The organism is Nocardia carnea NBRC 14403 (genome assembly GCF_000308515.1).
In the GTDB taxonomy this organism is placed as follows: domain Bacteria; phylum Actinomycetota; class Actinomycetes; order Mycobacteriales; family Mycobacteriaceae; genus Nocardia; species Nocardia carnea.
On record NZ_BAFV01000057.1, the window covers coordinates 107,188 to 132,425 of the forward strand.

23 protein-coding genes and 1 pseudogene are annotated in these 25,238 nt (G+C 66.6%); 11 read left to right on the plus strand and 13 right to left on the minus strand.

Annotated elements, in window-relative coordinates; all coding sequences use genetic code 11:
* The first annotated feature begins 126 nt into the window (after nucleotides 1-126).
* Nucleotides 127-1,476: an RNA 5'-3' helicase PhoH2 gene (gene phoH2, locus ON22_RS21480; protein ID WP_051157909.1), complete on the plus strand. Its 1,350-nt coding sequence runs from the start codon at nucleotides 127-129 to the stop codon at nucleotides 1,474-1,476.
* Between the two features lie 159 nt (nucleotides 1,477-1,635).
* Here phoH2 and ON22_RS21485 read toward each other — a convergent pair whose 3' ends face one another.
* The 4 genes from ON22_RS21485 to ON22_RS21500 all read right to left on the minus strand — a co-directional run bounded on the left by ON22_RS21485 (nucleotide 1,636) and on the right by ON22_RS21500 (nucleotide 5,067).
* Entirely contained in the window at nucleotides 1,636-2,049 is a 414-nt protein-coding gene (locus ON22_RS21485) for a limonene-1,2-epoxide hydrolase family protein (RefSeq protein WP_033243392.1), read from the minus strand.
* A gap of 73 nt (nucleotides 2,050-2,122) precedes the next feature.
* Nucleotides 2,123-2,332 (minus strand): hypothetical protein, encoded by a 210-nt coding sequence (locus ON22_RS21490; RefSeq protein WP_033243393.1) that lies wholly within the window; start codon nucleotides 2,330-2,332, stop codon nucleotides 2,123-2,125.
* 156 nt (nucleotides 2,333-2,488) lie between these two features.
* Nucleotides 2,489-3,784: a serine hydroxymethyltransferase gene (glyA, locus tag ON22_RS21495; RefSeq protein WP_033243394.1), complete on the minus strand. Its 1,296-nt coding sequence runs from the start codon at nucleotides 3,782-3,784 to the stop codon at nucleotides 2,489-2,491.
* A gap of 92 nt (nucleotides 3,785-3,876) precedes the next feature.
* The gene (locus tag ON22_RS21500) at nucleotides 3,877-5,067 is read right to left on the minus strand and encodes a hypothetical protein (protein WP_033243682.1); all 1,191 of its coding nucleotides are present in this window, start codon (nucleotides 5,065-5,067) and stop codon (nucleotides 3,877-3,879) included.
* A gap of 266 nt (nucleotides 5,068-5,333) precedes the next feature.
* Here ON22_RS21500 and coaA point away from each other — a divergent pair, with 266 nt between their 5' ends.
* A complete protein-coding gene (coaA, locus tag ON22_RS21505; RefSeq protein ID WP_033243395.1) occupies nucleotides 5,334-6,266 on the plus strand; it encodes a type I pantothenate kinase in 933 nt (310 codons plus the stop codon).
* 6 nt (nucleotides 6,267-6,272) lie between these two features.
* Here the strand turns inward: coaA and ON22_RS21510 are convergent, their stop codons facing one another.
* Entirely contained in the window at nucleotides 6,273-7,052 is a 780-nt protein-coding gene (locus tag ON22_RS21510; protein ID WP_033243396.1) for an isoprenyl transferase, read from the minus strand.
* A 282-nt stretch (nucleotides 7,053-7,334) separates the two neighbouring features.
* Here ON22_RS21510 and trhA point away from each other — a divergent pair, with 282 nt between their 5' ends.
* Both trhA and ON22_RS21520 read left to right on the plus strand, forming a co-directional pair.
* Nucleotides 7,335-8,003: a PAQR family membrane homeostasis protein TrhA gene (trhA, locus tag ON22_RS21515; RefSeq protein ID WP_342446998.1), complete on the plus strand. Its 669-nt coding sequence runs from the start codon at nucleotides 7,335-7,337 to the stop codon at nucleotides 8,001-8,003.
* Between the two features lie 130 nt (nucleotides 8,004-8,133).
* Entirely contained in the window at nucleotides 8,134-9,660 is a 1,527-nt protein-coding gene (locus tag ON22_RS21520) for an adenylate/guanylate cyclase domain-containing protein (RefSeq protein WP_063820626.1), read from the plus strand.
* Between the two features lie 51 nt (nucleotides 9,661-9,711).
* Here the strand turns inward: ON22_RS21520 and ON22_RS21525 are convergent.
* Both ON22_RS21525 and ON22_RS21530 read right to left on the minus strand, forming a co-directional pair.
* Nucleotides 9,712-11,793, minus strand: a pseudogene (locus ON22_RS21525) (thioredoxin domain-containing protein).
* 576 nt (nucleotides 11,794-12,369) lie between these two features.
* Nucleotides 12,370-13,260: an NAD(P)H-binding protein gene (locus ON22_RS21530; RefSeq protein WP_051157910.1), complete on the minus strand. Its 891-nt coding sequence runs from the start codon at nucleotides 13,258-13,260 to the stop codon at nucleotides 12,370-12,372.
* Between the two features lie 84 nt (nucleotides 13,261-13,344).
* Here ON22_RS21530 and ON22_RS21535 point away from each other — a divergent pair, with 84 nt between their 5' ends.
* A complete protein-coding gene (locus ON22_RS21535; protein WP_051157911.1) occupies nucleotides 13,345-14,106 on the plus strand; it encodes a helix-turn-helix domain-containing protein in 762 nt (253 codons plus the stop codon).
* 40 nt (nucleotides 14,107-14,146) lie between these two features.
* Here ON22_RS21535 and ON22_RS21540 read toward each other — a convergent pair whose 3' ends face one another.
* Both ON22_RS21540 and ON22_RS21545 read right to left on the minus strand, forming a co-directional pair.
* Nucleotides 14,147-14,761 (minus strand): TetR/AcrR family transcriptional regulator, encoded by a 615-nt coding sequence (locus ON22_RS21540; protein WP_033243397.1) that lies wholly within the window; start codon nucleotides 14,759-14,761, stop codon nucleotides 14,147-14,149.
* 16 nt (nucleotides 14,762-14,777) lie between these two features.
* The gene (locus tag ON22_RS21545) at nucleotides 14,778-15,995 is read right to left on the minus strand and encodes an acyltransferase family protein (RefSeq protein WP_063820627.1); all 1,218 of its coding nucleotides are present in this window, start codon (nucleotides 15,993-15,995) and stop codon (nucleotides 14,778-14,780) included.
* Between the two features lie 261 nt (nucleotides 15,996-16,256).
* On the opposite strand from ON22_RS21545, the gene ON22_RS38095 reads away from it, so the two are divergent.
* Both ON22_RS38095 and ON22_RS21550 read left to right on the plus strand, forming a co-directional pair.
* Nucleotides 16,257-16,391: a hypothetical protein gene (locus ON22_RS38095; protein ID WP_255218544.1), complete on the plus strand. Its 135-nt coding sequence runs from the start codon at nucleotides 16,257-16,259 to the stop codon at nucleotides 16,389-16,391.
* 202 nt (nucleotides 16,392-16,593) lie between these two features.
* Nucleotides 16,594-17,346 carry an alpha/beta fold hydrolase gene (locus ON22_RS21550; RefSeq protein WP_033243398.1) on the plus strand — a complete coding sequence of 251 codons (753 nt, stop codon included), beginning with the start codon at nucleotides 16,594-16,596 and terminating at the stop codon, nucleotides 17,344-17,346.
* 27 nt (nucleotides 17,347-17,373) lie between these two features.
* Here ON22_RS21550 and ON22_RS21555 read toward each other — a convergent pair whose 3' ends face one another.
* Complete coding sequence (locus ON22_RS21555; RefSeq protein ID WP_231508503.1) at nucleotides 17,374-18,765, minus strand: lipase family protein; 1,392 nt, start codon at nucleotides 18,763-18,765, stop codon at nucleotides 17,374-17,376.
* Nucleotides 18,766-19,155: 390 nt separating this feature from the next.
* On the opposite strand from ON22_RS21555, the gene ON22_RS21560 reads away from it, so the two are divergent.
* Together ON22_RS21560 and ON22_RS21565 are read left to right on the plus strand one after the other, a co-directional pair.
* On the plus strand, nucleotides 19,156-20,379 hold the full coding sequence (locus tag ON22_RS21560; RefSeq protein WP_051157913.1) for a lipase family protein: 1,224 nt from the start codon (nucleotides 19,156-19,158) through the stop codon (nucleotides 20,377-20,379).
* A 94-nt stretch (nucleotides 20,380-20,473) separates the two neighbouring features.
* Complete coding sequence (locus tag ON22_RS21565; protein WP_033243401.1) at nucleotides 20,474-20,872, plus strand: NUDIX hydrolase; 399 nt, start codon at nucleotides 20,474-20,476, stop codon at nucleotides 20,870-20,872.
* Nucleotides 20,873-20,919: 47 nt separating this feature from the next.
* Here the strand turns inward: ON22_RS21565 and ON22_RS21570 are convergent, their stop codons facing one another.
* Entirely contained in the window at nucleotides 20,920-21,222 is a 303-nt protein-coding gene (locus ON22_RS21570) for a hypothetical protein (protein ID WP_033243402.1), read from the minus strand.
* Nucleotides 21,222-22,088 carry a mycothiol conjugate amidase Mca gene (mca, locus tag ON22_RS21575; protein WP_051157914.1) on the minus strand — a complete coding sequence of 289 codons (867 nt, stop codon included), beginning with the start codon at nucleotides 22,086-22,088 and terminating at the stop codon, nucleotides 21,222-21,224. Before mca ends, ON22_RS21570 begins: the two co-directional genes overlap by 1 nt.
* A 121-nt stretch (nucleotides 22,089-22,209) precedes the next feature.
* Here mca and ON22_RS21580 point away from each other — a divergent pair, with 121 nt between their 5' ends.
* A complete protein-coding gene (locus tag ON22_RS21580) occupies nucleotides 22,210-22,713 on the plus strand; it encodes a DUF4307 domain-containing protein (RefSeq protein WP_033243403.1) in 504 nt (167 codons plus the stop codon).
* A gap of 295 nt (nucleotides 22,714-23,008) precedes the next feature.
* A complete protein-coding gene (gene greA / locus ON22_RS21585; RefSeq protein ID WP_033243689.1) occupies nucleotides 23,009-23,503 on the plus strand; it encodes a transcription elongation factor GreA in 495 nt (164 codons plus the stop codon).
* Nucleotides 23,504-23,611: 108 nt separating this feature from the next.
* On the opposite strand, the gene ON22_RS21590 is transcribed toward greA, so the two are convergent.
* Nucleotides 23,612-24,757: a cystathionine gamma-synthase gene (locus ON22_RS21590; RefSeq protein ID WP_033243404.1), complete on the minus strand. Its 1,146-nt coding sequence runs from the start codon at nucleotides 24,755-24,757 to the stop codon at nucleotides 23,612-23,614.
* Nucleotides 24,758-25,238 lie beyond the last annotated feature (481 nt).

The following is a 25,238-nucleotide window of genomic DNA, read 5'->3' on the forward strand; positions in this document are numbered from 1 at the left end:
CAACTCAGTACGAGGGGGCCGGCACCCGGCCCTCGTGGCCGCTGACGCACCCCGTCAGCAGCCATCCGGACCGACCGGCCCAGCGAGACTGTCTGTGTGGGTGCCGCGCAGACCTAGGAGCCTACCGTGACTGATAATCGCTCCGTATCCGCCCCCTCGGCGAATTCTCGCTTCATTGAGAAAGGTTTGAAGACCTTCGTCATCGACACCTCCGTGCTGCTGTCCGACCCCTGGGCGGTGACCCGGTTCGGTGAACATCAGGTGGTGTTACCGCTGGTCGTGATCAGTGAACTCGAAGGTAAACGGCACCACCACGAACTCGGCTGGTTCGCCCGGGAAGCCCTGCGCATGCTCGACGATCTGCGGGTGACCCACGACCGGCTGGACGAGCCGTTGCCGATCGGCACCGAAGGCGGCACATTGCAGGTGGAACTGAACCACACCGATCCCACGGTGCTACCGGTCGGTTTCCGCACCGAGAGCAATGATTCGCGCATCCTGGCCTGCGCGTTGAATCTCGCCGCGGACGGCCGCCAGGTGGTGCTGGTGTCCAAGGACATCCCGATGCGGGTGAAGGCCAGCGCGGTAGGTCTGCGCGCGGAGGGATATCACGCCCAGGACGTGGTGACCTCCGGTTGGACGGGCATGGCCGAAATCGACACCGCCTCCGAAATCGTCGACCAGCTCTACAGCGAATCGGTCGTCGATCTCGACGAGGCGCGTGAACTGCCCTGCCACACCGGGATCCGGCTGCTGGGTAACAACTCCAGTGCACTCGGCCGGGTCACCGCGGACAAACGCGTACAGCTGGTGCGGGAACGGGAGGCGTTCGGCCTGCACGGCCGCTCCGCGGAACAGCGGATCGCGCTGGATCTGCTGCTGGACGAAAGCGTCGGGATCGTCTCGCTGGGCGGCCGGGCCGGTACCGGTAAATCGGCGCTGGCACTCACCGCAGGCCTGGAGGCGGTACTGGAGCGGCGCGCGCAGCGCAAGGTCGTGGTGTTCCGGCCGTTGTATGCGGTAGGCGGACAGGAACTCGGCTATCTCCCCGGTAGCGAGAGCGAGAAAATGGGCCCGTGGGCGCAGGCCGTTTTCGATACCCTCGACGGGCTGGCGAGCCGCGAGGTGATGGAGGAGGTTCTCAGCCGGGATATGCTCGAAGTACTTCCGCTGACCCATATTCGCGGTAGGTCACTGCACGATTCGTTCGTGATCGTGGACGAAGCCCAATCGCTGGAACGTAATGTGCTGCTCACCGTTCTGAGCCGGTTGGGCAGCGGGTCCCGCGTGGTACTCACCCACGATGTGGCGCAGCGCGACAATCTGCGGGTGGGCCGGCACGACGGTGTCGCGGCCGTGATCGAAAAGCTCAAGGGTCACCCCTTGTTCGCGCATATCACCCTGACCCGCAGCGAGCGGTCGCCCATCGCCGCACTGGTCACCGAGATGCTGGAGGAGTACGCGCCGAGCGCCTGATGCGCGCATAGCCGGTCGGCGCCGTATAGCGGGACCGCACAGGTTCGCGATATACGGCGCCGGCCGCATTCGAACCGACCGGCGAGGCCGTTCGAGGGCCGCCACGGCGCCCTCGAACGGCCGCTTTCAACGGGTCGGCCGATCAGGACGACGTGGTGCTCAGCGACCGAGAACGGCCTTGACGAGACCCACTGCGGTACCGCGGAGGAAGTTTTCCCAGCTGAAGTGGTCGTGCCAGAGGATGATCCGGCCGTCCACCAGTTCGAAAGTGCCCATCACCCAGAACTCGATACCGACGGGCCCGAAGCGGAGAATATCGGTGCGATCGGTGAGCACGACCGCGCCGTCGGCGGCGATATGGTGCATTCGCGCGGAGAACCCGAACTGCTCCCGGTCCAGCCCGCGCAGCAGTTTGCCGACCCGCCGCGCCCCGCGCACATCCGGTAGCGAGGTGTTCTTCCAGACGATATCGGGATGCACCAGTTCCAGCGCTTCGCCGATCGCGCCGATCTCCAGCGCGGTGAAGAATTCGCGGACGGTGGTGACCGCGTCCTGGTTCAACTCGGTTTCCATTTCACGAGCCTAGAGCAGGTCCACGCTGCGCGCCGGTGCTCGACGCCGGAAGTCCGGTGCCGGGTCCGGGGAGCTAGAGCAGCTCGACCTCGTCGAACCGGACGGTCATACTGTGCCGCCGGGACCGCAGTACACCACCTTCGCGATGGACCAGCCCTTCGTCGAAGTCGACACGCAATTCGCCGCGACGGGTGTCGACCTCCCGCACGACGCCACAGACATCCCAGAACGGCCCGCTGGGAAAGTAGACGACGTCGCCCGGTGCGTACTCGGTAATCCCCACACGAGCACAGTAGCCGTCACACCTACCGCGCGAACGGTTTCCGTGCGGCCCTGTCGCCGACCGCCGCACCCGAGGACCGGCTGCGGACAACCGGCAGCAGGGCCCGGACAGCCGGATCGGACGTGTTGCGCCCGAGCCGGTTCCGTCGCATGGGTATCAGCCGAGGAGGTTCCAGTCCTCCAGGTCCTGGTACAGCGGGAAGTCCTGGGCCAGTTTCGTCACCCGGGCGCGCAGTGCGTCCAGATCGGCGCCACCGGCGAGGGCGGTGCCGATGATATCGGCGACCTCGGTGAACTCGGTATCGCCGAAACCGCGGGTGGCCAGGGCGGCGGTGCCGATACGCAGACCGGAGGTCACCATCGGGGGGCGCGGGTCGAACGGGACCGCGTTGCGGTTCACCGTGATACCGACCTCGTGCAGCAGATCCTCACCCTGCTGGCCGTCGATATCGGAATTGCGCAGATCCACCAGGACCAGATGCACATCCGTACCGCCGGTCAGCACGCTGACCCCGTTCTTCGCGACATCGGCCGCGGTGAGGCGTTCGGCGAGGATCTTGGCGCCGGAGATCGTGCGCTGCTGGCGTTCCGCGAACTCCGGCGTGCCCGCGATCTTGAAGGCCACGGCCTTGGCGGCGATGACATGCATGAGCGGGCCGCCCTGCTGGCCCGGGAACACCGAGCTGTTCAGCTTCTTGGCGTAATCCTGCTTGGCCAGGATCAGACCGGACCGCGGGCCACCGAGCGTCTTGTGCACGGTCGAGGAGACGACATCGGCGTAGGGCACCGGCGACGGATGCAGCCCGGCCGCGACCAGCCCGGCGAAATGCGCCATATCCACCCACAGGTAGGCGCCGACCTCGTCGGCGATCTCCCGGAACGCCGCGAAATCCTGATGCCGCGGATACGCCGACCAGCCGGCCACGATCACCTTCGGCCGCGATTCCCGGGCGATCGCCGCAACGTTGTCCATATCCACGCGGTGGTCCTCTTTGGACACACCGTAGGAGTGGACCTCGTACAGCTTGCCGGAGAAGTTCAGTCGCATACCGTGGGTGAGATGGCCGCCGTGCGCGAGGTCCAGGCCGAGCAGCCGGTCGCCCGGATCCATCAGCGACATCAGCACCGCGGCATTGGCCTGCGCGCCCGAATGCGGCTGCACATTCGCGAAATCCGCACCGAACAGTGCCTTCGCGCGTTCGCGGGCCATGTTCTCCACGACATCTACGTGCTCACAACCGCCGTAGTAGCGGCGGCCGGGGTACCCCTCGGCGTACTTGTTGGTGAGCACACTTCCCTGCGCCTGCAGCACCGCGCGCGGCACGAAATTCTCCGACGCGATCATCTCCAGGGTGTCGCGCTCACGGGCGAGTTCACCCGCCATCGCGGCGGCGAGCTCCGGATCGAGCTCACCGAGAGACTGGGTATTGACAGAGGCGGTCGTCTGCGTCACGGCGCCAGTCTATGTTCACGGCGGCGCCTCGGGAGGCGCGGGGTCCAGGGGCCGTCGGCGCTGTTCTCGGGCGATGCTGTCCGCAGACCGGATCAGCGCAAGGACGACGGGATGAGGGGTTCGTCCAGTAGGCGGCGGAACCGGTCGGCGCGGTCGTCGGCGTCCGTGGCGCGGTCCAGCCAGCCGCCGAGCAGTTTGTAGCCCTCCACGTACGTGCTGATGTAGGCGCGCCACAGCGGGGACGACAGGAAGCGCAGCGATTGGCGGGCGCGGTCGGGTGTCGTCAACGACCAGCGTTCCAGAAAGCCGGCCACTTCGTCGGCGTCCTTGCCCTGATCGTGCAGCATGAGTGCCGCGTCCTGGCGGACACCGAGCAGCTGCGCCGAGGCCTCGGACAGGCGTTCGGCGCGCTCACCGTCGAACCGCAGGCCCAGATCCGCGTAGATCTCCTGCGCCCACTTCCCCCAGCCGGGACCGATGATCGAGCGCAGCGCCAGATCGGCGAGCCCCTCGGCCATCAAGCACTGTGGCGTGTTCACCAGGAAGATGGTCTGTTCGCCGTGCCCGGCGGCCACCAGCCCGGCTTCCTTGCGGCAGTGCTCGGTGTGATGCCCCGGGTACGCCTCGTGCGCGATGAGCTTGGGCAGTACCGCCATCTGCTGGCGCAGATCGGAGTTGATCGCGACCGTCGAACGGTAGTTACCCAGGTAGTAGTTGAACCCGGACCACGGCTTGTCCCCCACCACCTCATAGGTGACGTGTTCGTGGTCGGGCAGCGGGTACCGCGCACGGACGAGCTCGCGCAATGCGCCGGAGAACGCATGCACACAGTCTTCGAGCCGGTCCGGTGGGATCTCGTCGGCCTTGCGGTGCGCGGCCATCCGTTCGGCGAGCGGCCCCTCGCCGCCCAGCACCTCGTCGATCTTCTGGTGCGCCTCCCGGTATTCGGCGGGATCGCCGGGAGCGATATCCACATCGAAGTACCTGGCGACCTCGTCCACGAAGCCGATCTCCTCGCCCGCGAACTTGCGCGCGGAACACTCCAGCGCCCGCAGATGCGCGTCGAGGAACGCGGTGCGCTGCGGACCCAGCCCGGCGGCCAGCAGTTCGGCGCGCAACCGCGTGGCGGTAGTGGCCAGCTTACGGGGTTCGGGCCGGGGCGCGTTCTCGACATCGCGCCGCAGCTGCGGAGCGCCGGTGTAGGCGTCGACGAATCCCTCCTCGAGCCGGTCGAATGCCAATCCGAGCCGCAGGTATTCCGTTACCACAGGATGGGCTTGCATCCATCCGACGATAGCCGCGAACGCGGTCTCGCGCGGTCCGGCCCGGCGCATACCTCCTCACCTGTTCGAATGACCCGGGTGCGCTGTAGTTATACCGACTTGTAATGGACCCCCTCGTCGGTCCACTCGTACCCGAGGGGCAGAATTCAGCCATGAGGGCACAGCCAGAGCGCCGGACCGACCGCACCAGAGGTCACCGAGAGCACGGCATCTCACAGGTACGGCACCGTGAATACGAGTGTCCGGCAGAGTGGAGCGCTGAGTAGATGGCCAAGGCGAGCGAGCCCAGTCCCTATGTGGAATTCGACCGGAAGCAATGGCGCGAACTGCGCAAATCGACTCCGCTGGTACTCACCGAAGAAGAATTGATCGGGCTGCGGGGCCTGGGCGAGCAGATCGATCTGGAAGAGGTCGCGGAGGTCTATCTGCCGCTCGCGCGACTCATCCACCTGCAGGTTGCCGCGAAACAACGACTGTTCGCCGCCACCGCCACCTTCCTCGGCGAAGCACATCCCGATAAACAGGTGCCGTTCGTGATCGGGGTCGCCGGTAGTGTCGCCGTCGGTAAATCCACCACCGCTCGTGTTCTGCAGGCACTGCTGTCCCGCTGGGATCACCATCCGCGGGTCGATCTGGTGACCACCGACGGGTTCCTCTACCCCACGGCCGAACTCACCCGCCGCGGCGTCATGCACCGCAAGGGTTTCCCGGAAAGCTATGACCGGCGCAAACTGCTGCGTTTCGTCACCGAGGTGAAATCGGGCGCCGAAGAGGTGTGCGCGCCGGTGTATTCACATATTTCCTACGATATCGTTCCCGGCGAATTCCATTGTGTCCGGCAACCCGACATCCTGATCGTCGAGGGCTTGAACGTCCTGCAAACCGGTCCGCGCCTCATGGTTTCGGATCTGTTCGATTTCTCGATCTACGTGGACGCCCGGATCGAGGATATCGAGAACTGGTACGTACGCCGATTCCTGAGCTTGCGCGCCACCGGATTCGCCGATCCCAAGGCCCATTTCCACCATTACGCGAAATTCACCGATTCCGAGGCGACCGCGGCCGCCAAAGACATCTGGAATTCGACCAACCGCCCGAACCTCGTGGACAACATCCTCCCGACCCGCCCGCGCGCCACCCTGGTCCTGCGCAAGGATTCCGACCACAGCATCAACCGCCTGCGCCTCCGGAAGCTCTAGCTCACGTCATGTTCCGTAGCGGCGGTGGCGGGCCGCGTAGTCGCGGAGGGCGCGCAGGAAGTCCACGCGCCGGAATTCGGGCCAGTAGACCTCGGTGAACCAGATTTCGGAGTAGGCGCTCTGCCAGAGCAGGAAGCCGGAGAGCCGTTGTTCGCCGGAGGTGCGGATCACCAGGTCCGGATCGGGCTGGCCGGAGGTGTAGAGGTGCTGACCGATGGCGTTGACCGTGATCGACTGGACCAGATCTTCACCGGTCTCGCCCGCGGCGATCTCCTGGCGGACCAACTGGCGGACGGCGTCGGCGATCTCCTGGCGGCCGCCGTAGCCGATGGCGACATTGACGTGGGTACCGGTGCGTTCCCGGGTGCGTTCGGTCGCGGTACGCATCCGTTTGGCGACCAGGTCGGGTAGCCCGTCGAGGGTACCGACGATCCGTACCCGCCAGTTCTGCTCGGGGGCAGCCAGTTCCTCGACCACGTCGGTGATGACCTCGAACAGTGTTTCCAGTTCTTCCTGACCGCGGTGCAGGTTCTCGGTGGAGAGCAGGTAGACGGTGACCAGCTCGATTCCCTCGGCTTGACACCAGCTGACCAGTTCGGCGACCTTGAGGGCACCGACCCGGTGCCCATGGGTGATATCGGTGAACCCGTTCTCCCGGGCCCAGCGGCGATTGCCGTCACACACCACGGCGACGTGGCGCGGATGCTGTTTATCTGCAAGCTTCTTGGCCAGACGGGCCTCGTAGATGCGATAGGGAAAGCCCCGCAGCCGACTCGGAAATTCCACGACGACCTACAGTACGCCTGTTCCGGGTTTCATCCGCATTCGCCGCCGAACGTGGGGTGGGCCACAGTGGCCCGCGTTCGCGGCGAACCCGGTACAGTGACAAACGAAGCAACCTACGCTGCCGTAGGTTACTGGCGAGTCAATGACTGCCCGGCGGTTCGGCGACGAACCATCGGGGCCGCCGACGACAGTCCGAACCGACACCGCGACGTCCCCGCCGATCCAGGAGGTTCCGTGTTCGACCCGGCAGACCCGAGATCCGTCACCGATGACGACGACCCGGTGCCCAACCCCGCCGAATCCCTGGTCGCGCTTGCCAAACCCCGGATGCGCGGCTGGATCCACACCTGGGCCACCGGAATCGCCGCCATCGCGGTGATCGCGCTGGTCGCCGCCGCCACGACCGTTTCGGCCACCGCCGTCGTCGCGACCACCGTCTACGGGCTCACCATCTGCGCACTGTTCGGAATCAGCGCCACCTACCACCGGATCACCTGGACCACCGTGCGGGCGCGGGTCCGGATGAAACGCGCCGATCATTCGATGATCTTCCTTTTCATCGCCGGCACCTATACCCCGTTCGCTCTGCTCGGTCTGCCGACCTCGACCGGCCGGGTACTGCTGGCGGTGGTGTGGTCGGGGGCGCTGGCCGGGGTCGCACTGAAGATGCTGTGGCCACACGCCCCGCCCTGGGTCGGAGTACCGCTGTACCTGCTGCTCGGCTGGGCCGTCGTACCGGTGGGCGGGGAACTCTACCGGTCGGTCGGGCCGGCGGCGGTGCTGCTGCTCGTGGCCGGCGGGCTCGCCTACAGCATCGGCGCGGTGCTCTACGCGACCAAGTGGCCGAATCCGTGGCCCACCACTTTCGGCCACCACGAGTTCTTCCACGCCGCGACCGTGTTCGCCGCGCTGTGCCACTACATAGCGATATGGCTGGTGCTGCTGGATTGACCGGCCGCGGCCCGGCGCGGGATCGCAACCGATAGTTCGGAATATGCCCGGCTGTGTCGATTAGGCTGCTGATTCGTGTCCTTCGATACCGGCCGCTGCGGCGACCGCGGCCGCCGCGGGTAGTCCGGCGATGAGCGACGGCAATACGGTCCGGCGCCGGACCGGCACGATCTCCCGGCTGATGTTGTGGAGCGTCCGTGCCCGCGGGGGCCTGTCGCTGATGGTCATCGCCGCGCATTTCGCCGGTCTCGCCGTGATCGTCACCCAACTCTGGCTCATCGGATTCCCGAGTCGTGTGGGCGCCGACCAATTGGGCGGGCTGGCCGCCGTCACCGTCTACCCGGCCCTGGCGATCCTGGCAGGGATCGGTTTGGCCATCCGCGACCGGGTGGCCTATTTCGGCTGGCTCGACCAATCACGCAAACCCACACCGAACGAGGCGCGGCGCCTCCTGCACCTGCCCATCGCGGTATCGATGCGGGCGATCGCCATGTGGACCCCCGGAGTGGTGATCTCGGCGGTGCTGCTGGCCCGGCTCACCGAGGAGAACGATTTCGTCGTCCTGCTCGCCATGTTCACCATCGGCGGGCTCGAATCGGCCGGCCTGACCTATCTCGTCGTCGACCGGGTGATCCGGCCCGTGGTGCCCATCGTCGCCGGCGTCCTCGGCGCGACCATGCACTGGAGTTCCTCGGTGTTCGTCCGGGTCGCGCTGGCCTGGGCGGTCTCCGGCGCGATGCCGCTGAGCGCGTTGATCGTGGTGCTGGCGGATCCCTCCTCCACCCAGGAACACCGGATCCGCACCGGTATCTATCTCGCGGCGATCAGCCTGGCAGTCGGCGTGGGCGCCACCTGGGCGCTGGCCCGGGCCGTGGCCACCCCGCTACGCACCCTGCGGATCGCAGTGGACCGCATCACCCAGGGCGACCTGGACGTGCGGGTGCCGGTGGGCAGTGCCAGCGAGATCGGGCGGCTGGAACATTCCGTCAACGAGATGTCGGCGAATCTGCGGGAGCGGCTGCGGCTGCGCGATGTGTTCGACCGGCATGTCGGCGAAGAGGTCGCCGAACGCGCCCTGGCCGGCGGCGTCGACCTGACCGGCGATGTGCGGGAGGTGACAGCACTGTTCGTGGATGTCACCGGATCGGTGGCGATTTCCACCGGACTGCCGCCGCAGGAATTCGTCGCCAAACTCAATCGGCTGATGGCGACCGTGGTCGCGGCCACCGAGGAGAACGACGGGCTGGTCAACAAGTTCGAAGGCGATGCCGCGCTGTGTATTTTCGGCGCACCGATCGCCCTGGCGGACAACGCGACCCCCGCGCTGCGCGCGGCCCGCCGGATCCGGGACGAGATCGCGGCGGCCGGGGAACTCGATATCGGCATCGGGGTCGCCCGGGGCCGGGTGTTCGCCGGCGACCTCGGCACCGACACACGTCGCGAATACACCGTGATCGGCGACGCGGTGAACGCCGCCGCCCGGCTCACCACCCGCGCCAAGGAGGTGCCGCGGCGCATCCTGGTATCGCAGAGCGTTGTCGATGCCGCCGCGGCGGACGAGCGGGAGCAGTGGGTGAAACACGGTGCCGTAGCTCTCCGCGGTATCACCGAACCCACCTCCTCGTGGACCGACCGCGAACCCGAGCCCACACCGTAGGAACCGGCCTCGAGCCGTCTTGCGGTACGACGCCGCGGGGAGGTCCGCCGACTACTCCGGCACGTTCCCGGCGGCTTCACCGGTCAGGGCGGCACGTAGATCATCCGGCGTCGTCACCGGCAGATCGCAGACCGTACCGCGGCACACATAGGCCGCGGCGGTGCCCTCGATCGCGGGGCGGTCGGCGAGCAGCGGGACGGTATCCGCGGTCGCCCGCACGATGATCGCGCCGCCGGGGGCGTGGGCCCGGGCGACCTCCAGCAGTTCCACATCACCCACCGGCACATAGCCGGTCGTGGAAATCGCGATCTGCAGCGGACCCTGCAGCGCGGCCTCGGCCACCGTCAGCCACTGCCCGGCCGAACGCGGCGCCTTGGCGAGTACCACCGCGCCTCGCGTCAACGTCTGCTCGGCCAGTTCGCGGTAGCGGCCGGCGTGCTCGGGTTCCACCACCGCGGACGCCGTCAGCAGAGCTTCGGCGAGCACGGACGCCCCCGCCGGGGTGGCGCCGTCGATGGGGTCGCGGGGGCGGGCGATCAGCGTTTCCGCGTCGTCGGCGGTATCGAACCAGCTGCCGGGTTCGTCCGGATCGGCGAAATGGGTGATCGCCGAATCCAGGATCCGGTGGATATCGGGCAGCCACCCGGCGGACCCGGAGTATTGGTGCAGCGCCAGCAGCGCGGTCGCCAGCCAGGCGTAGTCCTCGAGTACGCCTGCCGAGCTCCCGGCGACCCCGCCCAGGGAGGCCCGCAGCACCCGGTCACCGACCACGTGGACGTCGAGGATCACCCGGGACAGCTCGTAGGCGGCGTCGAACCAGTCGCGCCGGTCCAGTGCGCGGGCCGCCTCGCACAGCGCGGTGATCGCCATACAGTTCCAGGCGGTGACCATCTTGTCGTCCCGCTCGGGTTGCGGGCGGCGGTCCCGGGCGGCGCGCAGAGCCGTACGGATGCGGTCGAATCGTTCGGTGTCCTCGGGGTCGCGGGCACGGGTGAGCACGGAACTGCCCTGTTCGAAGTTGCCGCCCGTGGTGACCCCGAAGAGCTCGCCCGCCCAGGCCCCGTCGATCGGGCCGAGTTCGCCGACCAGTTCGGCGGGATTCCATACATAGGTCGCGCCCTCCACCCCAGGCGCACCCGGTTCCACCTGTGTATCGGCGTCCAGTGCGGAAGCGAAACCGTTCGCGGTGGCCAGATCGTCGAACAGGAACCCGACCAGTTCCTCGGTGATCCGGCGGGGCAAGGGATCGTCCGGGGTACGCCGGGCCAGATGCGCGTAGAACCGCAGCAGTTGCGCATTGTCGTAGAGCATCTTCTCGAAATGCGGGACCACCCATGCGGCGTCCACCGAATAGCGGGCGAAACCGCCGCGCAGCTGGTCGTAGATACCGCCGCGGGCCATCGCCTCGGCGGTACGGTCCACCACCGCGCGCACCTCAGGGTCGCCGGTGCGCTCCCAGCTGCGCAGCAGGCCCTCGAGCAGTGCGGCCGGCGGGAATTTCGGAGCACCCCCGAAACCACCGTGGGCCTCGTCGAAATCGCGGACCGCCGCGGATACGGCATGGTCCAGCAGCTGCGGGGTTATCCGCAGTTCGCTCTCGGGCAGCCCACCGGCCTGGGCACGCAGCGCATCGGCAACCTGACCGGCCGCGGTATCCACATCGGCGCGCCGGTTGCGCCAGGTATCGGTGATCGCGGTGAGCAGCTGCGTGAACGACGGCATCCCGCCGCGCGGCATCTTCGGGTAGTACGTCCCGCAGTAGAACGGTTCGCCCGCCGGGGTGAGGAAACAGGTCATCGGCCAGCCACCCTGACCGGTCATGGCGACGGTGGCGTTCATGTACACGGCGTCGATATCCGGGCGTTCCTCCCGATCGACCTTGATACAGACGAACTCGTCGTTCATCTGCGCCGCCGTCGCCTCGTCCTCGAACGATTCGTGCGCCATCACATGGCACCAATGATCGGTTGGCCGAAGCTACCAATGGCAGGATGCGTATCCCACTGAAAGAAGAATGGGTACGTCCCGCCTGGTTGCTTCTGCCATCGCCTCCTCTCCCCACTCCTGCCAGTGGACGGGGTTGTCCGCATGCTGGCGCAGGTAGGGCGACGTGGCACCACCTAATCGGTTCATACATCCCAGCCTGCCACACCCGGCCGGCCGGATCGCGCCGGCCGCCAACTCAGCCACTGTCCCGTTCGACGGGATGGGGACGGATATCTTCCGACCGACCGTGCGGCGGGGTTTTCATCGGATTCTTTGGATGATGAAGGAACGCCGCTGTGGATCAGCGGGCTGGCGAACGAGGATCCGAATCACAGTGTGCACGTGGTTCGGGGGCTCGATCCCGCCGCGGCACTGGAGACGCTGGGGGCCAAGCCGCGGCTGTTTCGGCCATGGGAACTGCCGGATGAGCTGGCATGGCTGTCGCCGGAGGCCGTCGGAATCGAGCCGCACTACTCTGCGATTCTGCTGGCGGGGCAGGTCGGCGAGTGGACATTCGTCTATGACAATTTCGGAGCCACCACAACGTCTGGATCGACGTCGACGACCTGCGTCGAATTCCGTTACTGGTCACTTCCTTCGGCTGAACCGGATCCACAGCTGCCGTTCGGATTCGTACCGACTGAATCGACAGCGGCCGTGGCGATTTCACCCCCGGGCTCGCAATCGGCTTCGGCTGCGACCGATGCTCGGTTGTCGGAAGATCTACGAGCGAACCGCATCCGAGCCGCCGCGGGCCTGCGTACCGAACCAGGTCCGGTGTTCTTCCGCCCAAGACCTGTAGGTCATCGGTGACCGGCCGGTGACCGAGTACACATCGGAAGTGACCGTGTCGTTGCGTCCCGACCGGGCGTAGGACAGTCCGTTCACCATGATTCGGACGGCAGCGTTCGTCATACCGGAACCGGCGAGTTGCGCACGGATCGTGCCGGGATCGATATCGGTGTGGGTCACGGTGCGGCCGAGTACCTCGCCGAGAATCGTCACCTGCTCCGGTACCGACAACGACTCGGGACCGGTCAATGTGTAGACCCGGCCGGTATGGCCGTCGGCGGTCAGGGCCGTCGCGGCCACCGACGCGATATCGCGTGGATGAATCACGCCCTGTCTGCCCGCTCCGGTCAGGTTGGCGACGGGCCGGCCGTGCCGGATCGCGTCCGCCCACGACAGCGTATTGGACGCGAATACGCTGGGGCGCAGGATGGTCCATTCCACGTCTCCATCGCGTAGCACGCGTTCGCCGTCGGCATGCTGACTTCCGATCACTTCTCCTTCCGGGGTTACCGCACCGGTTCCGATGGCCGACAACTTCACAATCCGCTCGACACCGGCCTGGCGAGCCGCGGTGACGAAGACGGCATCGTGGTCGCCGTTGGGTGTGGACGGCGCCGTCAGCAGGAAGGCCGCCGAGACCCCGGCCAAGGCGCCGGGCAGGGAAGCGGGCGCGTCGAAATCGCCGCGCATCACTTCCACGGCCGGTGGAACAACCGCCGCAGCCGGGTTGCGGACCATGGCCCGGACCGGCTCATCACCAGCACTGAGCAGTTCGAGCAAAGGGCGGCCGACGGTCCCCGTGGCTCCGGTGACAAGAATCATGACGCCACTGTGCTGTGCCGACCCACTCCGTGTATTGGAAGTTTCGGCGGTGCCGGCAGCAGAAATGACAATTACCGTGGGCATGTGAGCAGCGCCCGGTATATCGATGTCGCGACTCTGCGGGCCGACGGGAGCGGGATCCATATCCATCCGCCGGAAGTGGCCGCGACCGTCATGGTCCGCCGGATCGCCGGGGGCCGCGCCGATATCGTCGTGCTCGGCCCACGGACAGCCGCTGTCTACGATCGCACCGAACCGGATGTGCCGCCGTGCGCGGTGGCCCGTATTCGCCCGGGCCGCCTCCGGGGGCTGCTGGGCGGGCTGTCGGCGGCCGATCTGGTGGATCGCGTGGTGCCGCTGACAGAGCTGTGGGGAACGCGGGGCGCCGAACTCGCCCGAGAGCTCGGCGCGATGCAGGCAGATCCGTCGGCCGTGATCCTGCGTCTGCACGATGCGCTGGCCGACGGACTCGACGACGACTTCTCCCGGTATCGGGAACTGCTCGACCACGCGCACCATGCGCTCGCGGAAGCCGGTGGCCAGGCGAACATGGCGGTACTTTCCCGGAGCCTCGGTATCAGTGAACGTCATCTGCGAACCGTGTTCACCACCGAGATCGGTTTATCGCCCAAGCTGTTCGCCCGCCTGCTGCGGGTACGCCGGGTCGCCGATCTGGTCCGGGACGGTGGCCTGGCGCGACTGGCCGGGGCAGCCGGATACTACGACCAAGCTCATATGACCACCGAGTTCCGGCGTGTGATGGGTGTCCCACCCGGTGCCTACGCAGCCGGCCGGTTTCCGCCGCCCCGGGTATGCCGAAGGCCGGCGCGAGGCGTGGCCCGATAGCGTGGATCCGCACCGGCCACGGCGAGCACGAAGCTCTCCGTCAGTGGCCGTCCAGTAGGCCGCGCCGGAGTAGGCGCTGATTCGCGGCGCTGCGTTCGGCCAGTACCGCGGGCTCGAACAGATCCTCGCCCCATATCTGCGCAAGGGCCGGTTCCAGCAATAATGGGCCGAGGATCAGGAACAGTGTCTGCAAGGCGGCCCAGCGCCGATCCTCGGGAGATATATCGCCGGGATGCGCGAGGAGCCGTTCCACTTCCCGTTCGGCACCGTCGGCCAGCCGTTTCAGCAGTTCGGCCGCGCGCCGGTCACCGTCGAGCAGAACACGCCTGAGGTAGCGGCGTCGTTCCTTGTCGGCACCGAATACCAGGGCTGCCGCACGGCCGGCTTCTGCCAGGCTGCCGTGCTCGGCACCTTCCTCCCGGGCATCGGCGAGCGCCCGTCCGAACGAACCGAGGAGTTCCGCGTCCACGGCGTCGCGCAAACCTGTTTTGGACCCGAAATGGTAGCGCAACAGCGCGTGCGAGACATACGCTTCGGCCGCGATCTGCCGCGTCGTGGTCGCGGCGTACCCCTGTTCGGCGAAGAGCCGGCGACCCGCGGCCAGTAGTGCCGCGCGCGCCTCGCCACGGTTCGGTCTGGGGTCGGTCCCGGTCACCGGTCGAGATTAGCGATCAGAGGATGGTGCGCACCACCGGCGTCCTGCGCAGTACGAGTGCGGCGGCCACGCTGAACACACAGGCCAGCCCACCCACGACCAGGAAACGCCCGGTGGCATCCAGTGTCCAGTTCCGCACCGAATATTGCAGGCCGACGACGATGGGCAGGTGCACGAGGTAAATCGCGAATGTGGCCTGGGCGGTGGAGCGTTGCAGGTCACTGGTTCCGCCATTCCGATCGCGAAAGAAGACGAGCAGGCCGAGTGCGTAGCCGACGCAGAGCACGGTCTCGTAGCCGGCCCATGCGAATTGACCCGTTTCCGCACCGCCCCATGCGAAGTAACCCGTGAGTTCGTCGCGGAACACGAGGTACAGGACCGTGAGCGCTACCGCCGCCGCGAGCCAGGAGTAGGCCACGCGAGCACGCAGCGTCGTCAGCCAGCCGCGCCGGAAGGCCATGACTCCGGCGATGACAAAGGGGATGTGCTGAGCGAGATCCGCCGGTTCGGTCTGGATGATCTCGGCAACCGGCAGCCATTGATCGACCGGGTAACGGATCCGCAGTAGTGCCGTACCGACGGCTACCGTGGCGGCGAACGCGAACACACCGAGGCCGCTCACTTGCTCCGGTGCCGCGCGAGGAGGCGGGGTCCGGGGCAGGTTGCGCCGGGAGCGGACCGTCTCGGCGGCAACCCGCCAGAAGAGGTAGGCCAGCGAGTAAACCAGCAGGTGCTGGATGAACCAGAGGTGCCCGAACTGCCGGTCCGGCCATATCGGTCCGCTCCAGCCCCTGGGCTCCTCGCCGTTTCCGAGGTAGACGTTCCAGTAATAGTCGCCGAATCCGATATGCCCGTGGGGCCGGAACTCGAGGTAGTGGGCGTACATGAGCACCGGAATCACCAGGAAGAAGCCGATCACGATCGGTCCACCGAGTTTCGTCAGCCTCGTCCGGAGAAATGGGCGATGCCTGCGCCGGTCTACCGCGGGCGGCAGGACATAGGCGGCGATGAAGAAGAAGAGGCTCATCTTGAACGGCGCATTGAGCACGGCGAAGTCCTCGATCCACTGCGCTTTCGACAGGCTCTCGACGTACCACCAGTCCGCCGGACCGTAGGGCTGGGCCGCGTGATGCAGGATGACCAGCACCGATAGGGCGATTCGGATCGAGTCGAGGTAGTGCAGCCGGTCCGGTGATGCGCCGACCTCGGGCACCGGCACTGTTCCTGTCCGCATGGACAGGAACAGTATGATGCCCTCCCATTCCTGTCCAGGTGGACAGGAATGGACGCCCAGCAGCGCGGCGCAGCCGTCACTCGGGTCGCGTGGCTCAAACGGCGGGCTCTACCCGGACCTGTATCGCCCCCGAGTTCTGCAACGCCTGATGAATACCCCGGTAGGCGACGTGCTCGCGGCGGCGGGCGGCGAGCGAACCTACCGCCGCGCAATCCGCGCATCACTCGGCCACCCACTCACCGACCCCGAGTTGCACCAACTGTGGCTGCCACCTCCACCGGTAACGGGATACACGTTCAGCGCAATCTCATGCGCTACCTCGACGAACGGAAGACGAACGCGGGCCGGTGGACAGCAGCGCTCGAGTCCTACACCGGGCCGATGCTGCTCCTCTGAGGTCCCATGGACGAAAACAGTGGCGGACATATTGGCAGTCATCGCCGGGCAGATGCGATTCCTGGCAGCCCGGCAACCCATCCCACAGCCGCCGATACCCGACCCCGCACAGCGGCGGTCAATTCAGGTTGACAAGCCGCTATCGTCAACTTAAATTGACTTCATGGTGGATAGGGAGCCCACGAGAGTCGCAACACCGAGAATGATCGATACGGGACATCATTTGCTGCGCGCGAGGATCCGCGGCAGCGGCCCAACCGTGATCCTGGAATGCGGCGGCGCCGGAGAGGGCGTCGAGGGCTGGGGCGAGGAACTCGAAGCCGCGCTGGCCGCGCGGGCGACCGTGATCACCTACGACCGCGCCGGGGTCGGCGGATCGACCGGAACGCAGGCACGCACGATCACGGAAATGGCCGAAGATCTGCACCGGCTCGCTGTCGTCCTGGATGCGGAACTACCCGCGGTATTCGTGGGCTGGTCCTACGGCGGGCTCGTCACTCAGATGTACGCCCTGCGTCATCCCGGAAACGTGGCGGGCCTGGTCTTCGTGGACCCGACCGCGACGCGGGAGCCACCGGGCTCGGCCCTCGCCCGAAAGGCATCTTTCGCGCTCGCACCGCTCCTGTTGCGGCTGAGTGCGCCGTTCACCGGGAAGAACGCGCGGTCACTACGCAGCTTGGCGACAACACTGGACGGTATGCAGAATGCTGTACAGGAGGTAGCGGAAGCACGCCGGCACAGCAACTTTCCCGCCGTCCCGCTACGCGTCGTCACCGCCGGTAAACGCCCCAGGATGCCGGCGGCACAGCTGGCACACCTCGACGCCGATCACCGGGCCCTGGCCGGGCAATCACCGTACGGGCAGATATCGGTCGCCGAGCACGCCGGTCACCGGATTCCGATCGAACAACCCACTGCCATCGTCGAAGCGGTCGAGGCCGTGCTCGGACGTTGAGAAACGGCCGAGCCGGGTAGCCGGCCTCTACCCGCATTCGTCGGAGGCCGGTTCGCCGCGTAGCCGGGCGTCGAGCCAGGCGAAGGAACCGGGGAAACCGGTGCCGAGGCCGGTCACATGCTCACCGGGTTCGCTGCGGAACACCGCGGGAACGCCACGTGCGCACTGCTGCCGGTAGAGCACACGAGCTCCTTCGATGGGTATCCACAGATCGTGCGCCGCGTGATAGATGTACAGCGGCGCCCCGGACTTGTGGTCGCTCAGGTCTGTGCGCGCGAAGACCTCTTCGGCGATATCGCTGTCGAGCGGGTTGGCGATGTTCGCGGCCACATCGATCGGAATCCCGACCACGCCCATCGGGCCCGCGACTTCCCCGCAGGCGTTCTTGATGGGAGAGGTCGCCGCCCACTGCGCCAGGTTGTTCAGGTGCCCCAGGATTTCGGGATGCTCACGGGCCATCGCGAGCACGACGACCAGGAGGACCCCGGAAGCGAAATTGCCGTTGAATCGGTCGGCGATATCGCGGTTGTCGGTGACGAGCCCGCCGGTGCTCACACCGACGACGACGTCGGTCAGGTCCGGCGCGTATTCGTCGAGCAGCATGGCCGTCGCATAGGAGGCGATCCCGCCGCCGGAGTATCCGCCGACGGCGACACGGCTGTCGGCGAATTCGGCCCCCGGTAGCGACCGGACGGCGCGGATCCCGTCGAGGATGACCTGTCCGGCGACATTGGGTTCCGCATAGGCCATCCAGGGCCCCTCGTGATCAGGGATCAGGACCGCGTAGCCCCGGCTCAGGGCCGTGGCGGCGGTCGGCGGGAACGCATCGGTGGCGCTGCTTCCACTCACGTTACCGCCGCTGAGCAGACCGTGTGCCAGCACGTAACCGGGTGTGCAACGCTTGCCCAGAGAGTTGATCGGCCGGGCGTCGACCAGGACAGGCCGGGTGCCGGGCCCGGTCCATGCGGTGGGTGGTGTCACCAATGTTGCCGTGCCATAGGAGGGTTCGCCGTTCGCGGAGGTCGAACGGTATTTCAGCAACTGTGCGCGGCCGACGGGCGCGCCGATCACCTCACCTGCCGTAGCGGTCACATCGCGCTGCTCGAGGATATCGCCGGGTTTCGAATCACCCAGCCTCTCCGGCCATGTATCGAAGAGCGAATCGCCGGTCGGCGAGGACTGCACCGCGCGCCACAGTGCTGCGAGTTCGGGGGACATATCGGCGTGCGATGGCGCTGCGGCCGGCGCTATAGGTGGTGCGGGTATCACCTCATCGATCTGTTCCTGCAGTTCGGACGGTGTCGCCGGTTCGGCGGCGGCAGAATGCTGTCCGGTCAGCAGCAGGCAACCGATCGTGCTCGTGATCATCAGCATGCGTAACGACCGCCCGCGAGAGAGCCGCGCATGTCGATTGTTCATTGCACATCCTTCAGCGATCGGTGAACAGGTCCGCGACAACAGGCATTTCGGGCAGCCTTGTTGATCGATGCCGACTCGTCGCCGAACGCTGTGACGCATGTGCGTTTCGAGCAGCGCAGCTATTCTACTGATCTTGGTCCGGTCGGCACCGTGGCGAAAACCACAGGCTGCACGGATGATTCACTGTGAGATTGCACCGATCTCGCGCCTCGGTTTGCGGCTCGTCGGAGGCGGCTGCCGATACTGGTGCGAGTGTGGTGAACAGAGGGTGAGGTACGCGTGAAGTCGCTTCTGGCGATCATGGTTACGGTGTTTGTCGGTTGTGCTTCGCTGGGCGGGCACGCCCACGCGGATCCCTCGACAGAGCCGGTAGGGCCGAATCCGTCACCTATGCAGGAGTGGATCGACAACACGATCCCGGCTCCACCACAATTCACAGGTGACGAACCCGACGAGACGCTGTGGCGGGGGGTTCTGCCGTCGGCGGTCGACGACCCGATCTTCGACACCTGGCCCACCGACCTCGCTGAACTGACCCCCGGCCAGATCATCGAAACGCGTGACATCACGGCAACTGCCGCCCTGCGCATGGCGACCCCCATCGCCCGGGCAACATTGTTGAAGTTCCGGTCCACCTCCGCCACGGGTGGTCCTTCTTTCGGTACCGCGACATTGATCGTCCCGGCGACCGAATGGACCGGCCCCGGGCCGCGCCCGGTGGAGGTGAACGCGATGCCGATCAATTCGCTCGGTACGCACTGCACCCCCGGCTTCCAGTTGTCGCACGATCTCCTGGATCGGCCGAACGGCGATTTCCCGGTCTTCCTGCCGTCGGTGTGGTGGGCGCTGAGCAAGGGATACGCGGTCCTCATGCCGGACCACGAGGGCCCGTTGATGGCCTACGCCGAGCCCAATATCGCCGGACACGTGATGCTCGATTCGATTCGCGCTGTCCGCGCCCACGAACCGGCCGAATTCGGTGACAGCCGCTACGTGGCCGTCGGCTATTCCGGTGGCGCCATCGCCGCCTACGCGACGGCGATGCTGCTCGACGAGTACGCACCGGAACTGGCGGATTCGCTGGTGGGCGCGGCGGCAGGTGGCCTGGTCACCGACAATGCGAACGTCGCCCACCAGTTCAACGGCAATATCTCGTCCGGGATCCTCTTGACAGTAGCGCTGGCCGTTTCGCGGGAACGTCCCGAAATCCTGCAGCACATGAACCATCTCGGGCAATGGGTCGCCTCCTCACCGCTGCGTGATATCTGCGGCGACACCTCCGGACCGCTCGGTGTGGTCGGCATTCCGATCGATGTCGCGGCGAACACCGCGAACGCACTCGACACCCCGTTCGCCGCGAAGGTGTTCGAGCAGCTGGACTTGACAGACCGGACGTCGACGGTGCCGCTGTTCATCTACCACGGCTTGCACGATCCGTGGATTCCGCTCGACGACGCCGAGCGCATGTATCGCCAACAGTGCGATCGCGGTGTTCCCGGCGTGTTCCGGGTGGTCGGCGGCGAGCACCTGCTCGGTTACGTCAGCGGTTATCCCGAACTCAGCGGCTGGATCGACGGGCGCCTGCGTGGCGACCCGGCGCCGAACGAGTGCTGAACAACTGTCCCGGGGCGGTGCGCGTTTCAGGGGTGCGGTCGTGCGGCCCGACCCGTAACCAGGTGACACCTGTGTCGTCTTCTACTGTGCACCTGTGATCAGAACCGCCGCGCTTGCCCATATTCGTGACCGTCGGCTGATCCAGACCCGTTCGGTCGGAAAGTCCGTTTTCTACATGGCGGGCGGCAAGATCGATGCCGGCGAGACAGCGCTACAGGCGCTGCACCGGGAGATCCGGGAGGAGCTGGGGGTCGGGGTCGCCGAGGTCAGCGAACTGGGTGTTTTCCGGGCAGAGGCGTACGGCCACGCGAGCGGAACCCAGTTGCATATGACCTGCTTTCTCGCCGAGGTCACCGACGAGCCGAGGCCCACCGGGGAGATCGCGGAGTTCCGGTATTTCAGCGGTGGCGAGTACGCGGCCATGCCCGAGGTCGCGCCGGGGTCACTGATGGTGTTCCGGCATCTGCACCGACTCGGGCTGCTCGACTGGTAGCCCCGGGTCCCGAGCCGGCATGAATCCGCCGGACGGGGCAGAGGCAGCTAGGGAGACCGCTCGGAATCGCTTGCGGCACCGTTCGAAGACTCTTCGGTCCGGCGCGCCGCGCCGGGGTCGGTACCCTCGTCGGCCGCCTGGTCCGGTTCGGGATGTTCGGGTTCGAAGGTTTCCGGCAGGTTCTTCAGATGTTGGTTCATCGAGCGGACCAGCAGGAACGTCCCGGCGAGCAGGATCAGCACCACCGCCAGGCCGAGCGGGGAAGCCTTACCGAACTCCGGGCCGGTGGGGGTGCCCGGGGTCTGCGCCAGCACCTCAGAGGCGAATACGGAGAGTTGCGTCACGATCATCAGCGGTACTCATCGGTGATGCCGGCGAACAGGTCCGTCTCCGGGATATCGGTGCGCACACGGGTACGGGCCAATTCGAACTCCTCGGTCGGCCACAACCGCTGCTGCATCTCTATCGGGACAGCGAAGAAGGCACCGTTGGGATCGATCTGGGTGGCGTGCGCGCGCAGGGCATCGTCGCGGCGCGGGAAGTATTTACCGCATTCCACCTGGGTGGTCACCCTGGCCATGATGTCGCCCCGTTCGACCGCGTACTTGCGGGAGCGGTCCAGCCATTCCTGCATCGGGAACGGTTCACCCATCCGGGCATACTCCTCGGCGAAAATCTCCATCCGCCGGATCGAGAACCCGTGGTCGTAGTACAGCTTCAACGGCGTCCACGGTTCTCCGGCATCCGGGAACTTCTCCGGATCACCCGCGGCCTCGTACGCCGCCACCGACACCTCGTGGCAGCGGATGTGGTCGGGGTGCGGGTAGCCACCCATCTCGTCGTAGGTGGTGATCACATGGGGTTTGAATTCGCGGACCACCCGGACCAGTGCCTCGGTGGCCACCTCGAGCGGTACCAGGGCGAAGGAATCCTCGGGTAGCGGCGGCATGGGATCGCCCTCCGGCAGCCCCGAGTCGATGAAACCCAGCCAGGTCTGCCGCACGCCCAGGGCGGCGGCCGCGGCCGCCATCTCCTCGCGCCGGATCTCGTTCATCCGTTCCAGCACCCCGGGGGTGTCCATGGCAGGGTTGAGAATGCTGCCGCGTTCACCGCCGGTCAGCGTGACGACGAGGACGTCATTGCCCTCGTCGGCATAGCGGGCGGTGGTGGCACCGCCTTTGCTGGACTCGTCGTCGGGGTGGGCGTGCACCGCCATGAGGCGAAGGCCACTCACTTCTCGTTCACCGTCGCTCTCGGTCGCGGGTGTTCGGACTTCATTACCTATAGTTCCATCCGGACCCATTCTGTTCCGACCTACCCCCCGGGAGCACCTGATAATGACCGAGCCCACGTCCGACCCCGGGCGCACCGACGCGGCGGATCCCGCCGGCGCCTCCCGCGGGGAGACCGGCGCGGGCAGTGACGACCACTACACCGACCGTTACGGCCGCACCCCGGACCCGAAACGATGGCGCCGAATGGGCGCGCTGCTCACCGGCGTAGTGGTCCTGGCGGGTATCGGGATCGCCTATGTGGGCTGGACGAAATTCGGACCGAAGGACATCGAATCCGAACAGCTCGGCTATTCGGTGCTCGACGATTCCTCGGTGGAACTGCGGATCCGGCTCACCCGGTCCGACCCGTCGGTACCGGTGGTGTGCGTGGTCCGGGCCATGTCCCGCGACCTCGTCGAGATCGGCCGCCGCGAGGTCGTGATCGCCCCCTCGGGTGCGGAGCAGACAGTTCAGGTGAGCACCGTTATCGCGACGAGCGAGCCGCCTGCCTCGGCCGCGATCTACACCTGCACCGACAACGTGCCCGGGTATCTCAAAACCGAGTGAATTCGGCTCTCACACTGCGGACCCTCCAGTAAAAACTCTCCGACCTGCATCTTTGTGATTCATGCTAAAATGGCTTCACACACGGTTCCGGGGCACGGAGCCGTGTTTGCTGCATTGGCGGCCGACGCGGTCGATGCCGGGAAGGCGAAAGGGTCCGGCATCAGGCTGTCGGGGTATTCGAACTTCCCGCAGATCGCGATAGCCGTCGGCTGAAGCATGCCTGCCTGCGGGTGGGTCGTGCGGCAGTGATCAGGAATCCCGGCCTGCCGGGGACAACTACTAGGGAGTGATCGAGATGACTGAGACCCAAGTGACCTGGCTTACCCCGGAGTCGCACGACAGGCTCAAGAGCGAACTCGACGCGCTCATTGCCAACCGTCCGGTCATCGCCGCCGAGATCAACGAGCGCCGCGAAGAGGGCGATCTCAAGGAGAACGGCGGCTACCATGCGGCGCGCGAGGAACAGGGCCAGCAGGAAGCCCGGATCCGGCAGCTGCAGGAACTGCTGAACAATGCCAAGGTCGGCGTGGCGCCCACCAAGTCCGGTGTCGCGCTGCCGGGGTCTGTCGTGAAGGTCTACTACGACGGTGACGAAGACGATACCGAGACCTTCCTCATCGCGACCCGCGAGGAAGGCATGAGCGACGGCGACCTGGAGACCTACTCCCCCAGCTCCCCGCTGGGCGGCGCGTTGATCGACGCGAAGGTCGGCGAAACCCGCGAATACACCCTGCCCAACGGCAACACCATGAAGGTGACGCTGGTCAGCGCCGAGCCCTACCACAGCTGATGTGACGGCCGCGGCGTAGCGCGCCGCGGAGCCGGGCAACGACACGAGCGGCCGCATCCGAGTTCCCGGATGCGGCCGCTCGTTCATATTCGTCTCTCCCTGCCGCCCCTATCGGCTCAGCGCCTGCTCGAGATCGGACAGCAGATCGCTGATGTCCTCGATCCCCACCGAAAGGCGCACCAGATCGGCCGGAACCTCCAGATCGGAGCCTTCCGTGGAGGCGTGGGTCATGGCGGCGGGATGTTCGATCAGCGATTCCACACCGCCGAGCGATTCGGCGAGGGTGAACACCTCGGTTCGGGAGCACAGCTTCCGGGCGGCCTCGAGTCCACCGGCGAGCCGCACCGAGATCATCCCGCCGAACCGCCGCATCTGCTTATCCGCGACGGCATGGCCGGGATGTTCCGGCATACCGGGATAGATGACCTTGCTGATAGCCGGATTCCGGGACAGGAACTCGGCGAGGGTTTCGGCGTTGTCGCAGTGCCGGTCCATCCGCAGCGACAGCGTTTTGGTGCCGCGCAGCGTGAGGAAGGCGTCGAACGGGCCCGGGACGGCACCCGCACCGTTCTGCAGGAAGGCGAACGCGGCATCGAGTTCGGCGTCGTCGGTGATCAGCGCGCCGCCGATCACATCGGAATGGCCACCGAGGTACTTGGTGGTCGAATGCACCACCACATCGGCGCCGAGTAGCAGCGGCTGCTGCAGGTACGGGGTCGCGAAGGTGTTGTCGACCACCAGTTTGGCGCCGGAGGTGTGCGCGATATCGGCCAGCGCCGGGATATCACCGATATTGAGCAGCGGATTGGTGGGCGTTTCCACCCAGATCAGCTTCGTTTCGGGCCGGATGGCGGCGCGCATCGCGTCGATATCGGCGACGGCGGCCGCCGTATAGCTGATCCCCCAGCCGGTGAAGACCTTGTCGATCAACCGGAAGGTGCCGCCGTAGGCGTCGTCCGGGATGACGATATGGTCGCCCGGCCGCAGCATCGCCCGCAGCGCACAGTCGGTGGCGGCCATACCGGAGGCGTACGCCCGGCCGTACCGGCCCGATTCGAGGGCGGCCAGGTTGGCCTCCAGCACCGTGCGGGTGGGGTTGCCGGTGCGGGCGTATTCGTACCCGTCACGCAGCCCGCCCACACCGTCCTGGGCGAAAGTGGAGCTGGCGTACACGGGCACATTCACCGCGCCGGTGCGCGGATCGGGATCGTAACCGGCGTGTACAGCCCTGGTGGTGAATCCCAGTTCGCTCATGACCCCACCATAAACGTCGTGTTCCGGGTTGCTGCACGCCGGTCGGGTCTTGTGTCCCGCGCGCGTGCCGGGGCCGGAAGCCGCAGCTCGGCCGCCGCAGGACGGGTACCGCCACCGCCCCGCGCGGCCACGACCCCGGCGGGCCCGGAATTCGGGATTCGGCGCGAATTCCTACTGCCGGTTCTTCGATAGCCCGCCCGCAGCGAGCGAGCCCGCACCACTTGTCATTTCGGCACGCTCCACCCGGAGTTCGCGGCGAATACACTGCCTCACAACGCGTCCCGCCCGAGGTGAGCATATTGTCACCAACCGTCACTCTCGGGCCATCTTCATGTCACCCATTTGCCGGGCAGGCAGCGCACGCTGATATCGCACCCGAGGCGGGTCGGGAACGTCCCGGGTGAAGTACACGGAGGTGCGTTATGAATCCGCAGTCGCCCGGACCGGGAAATCGGCGGCCTGCCAATACAGCCACAGCCGC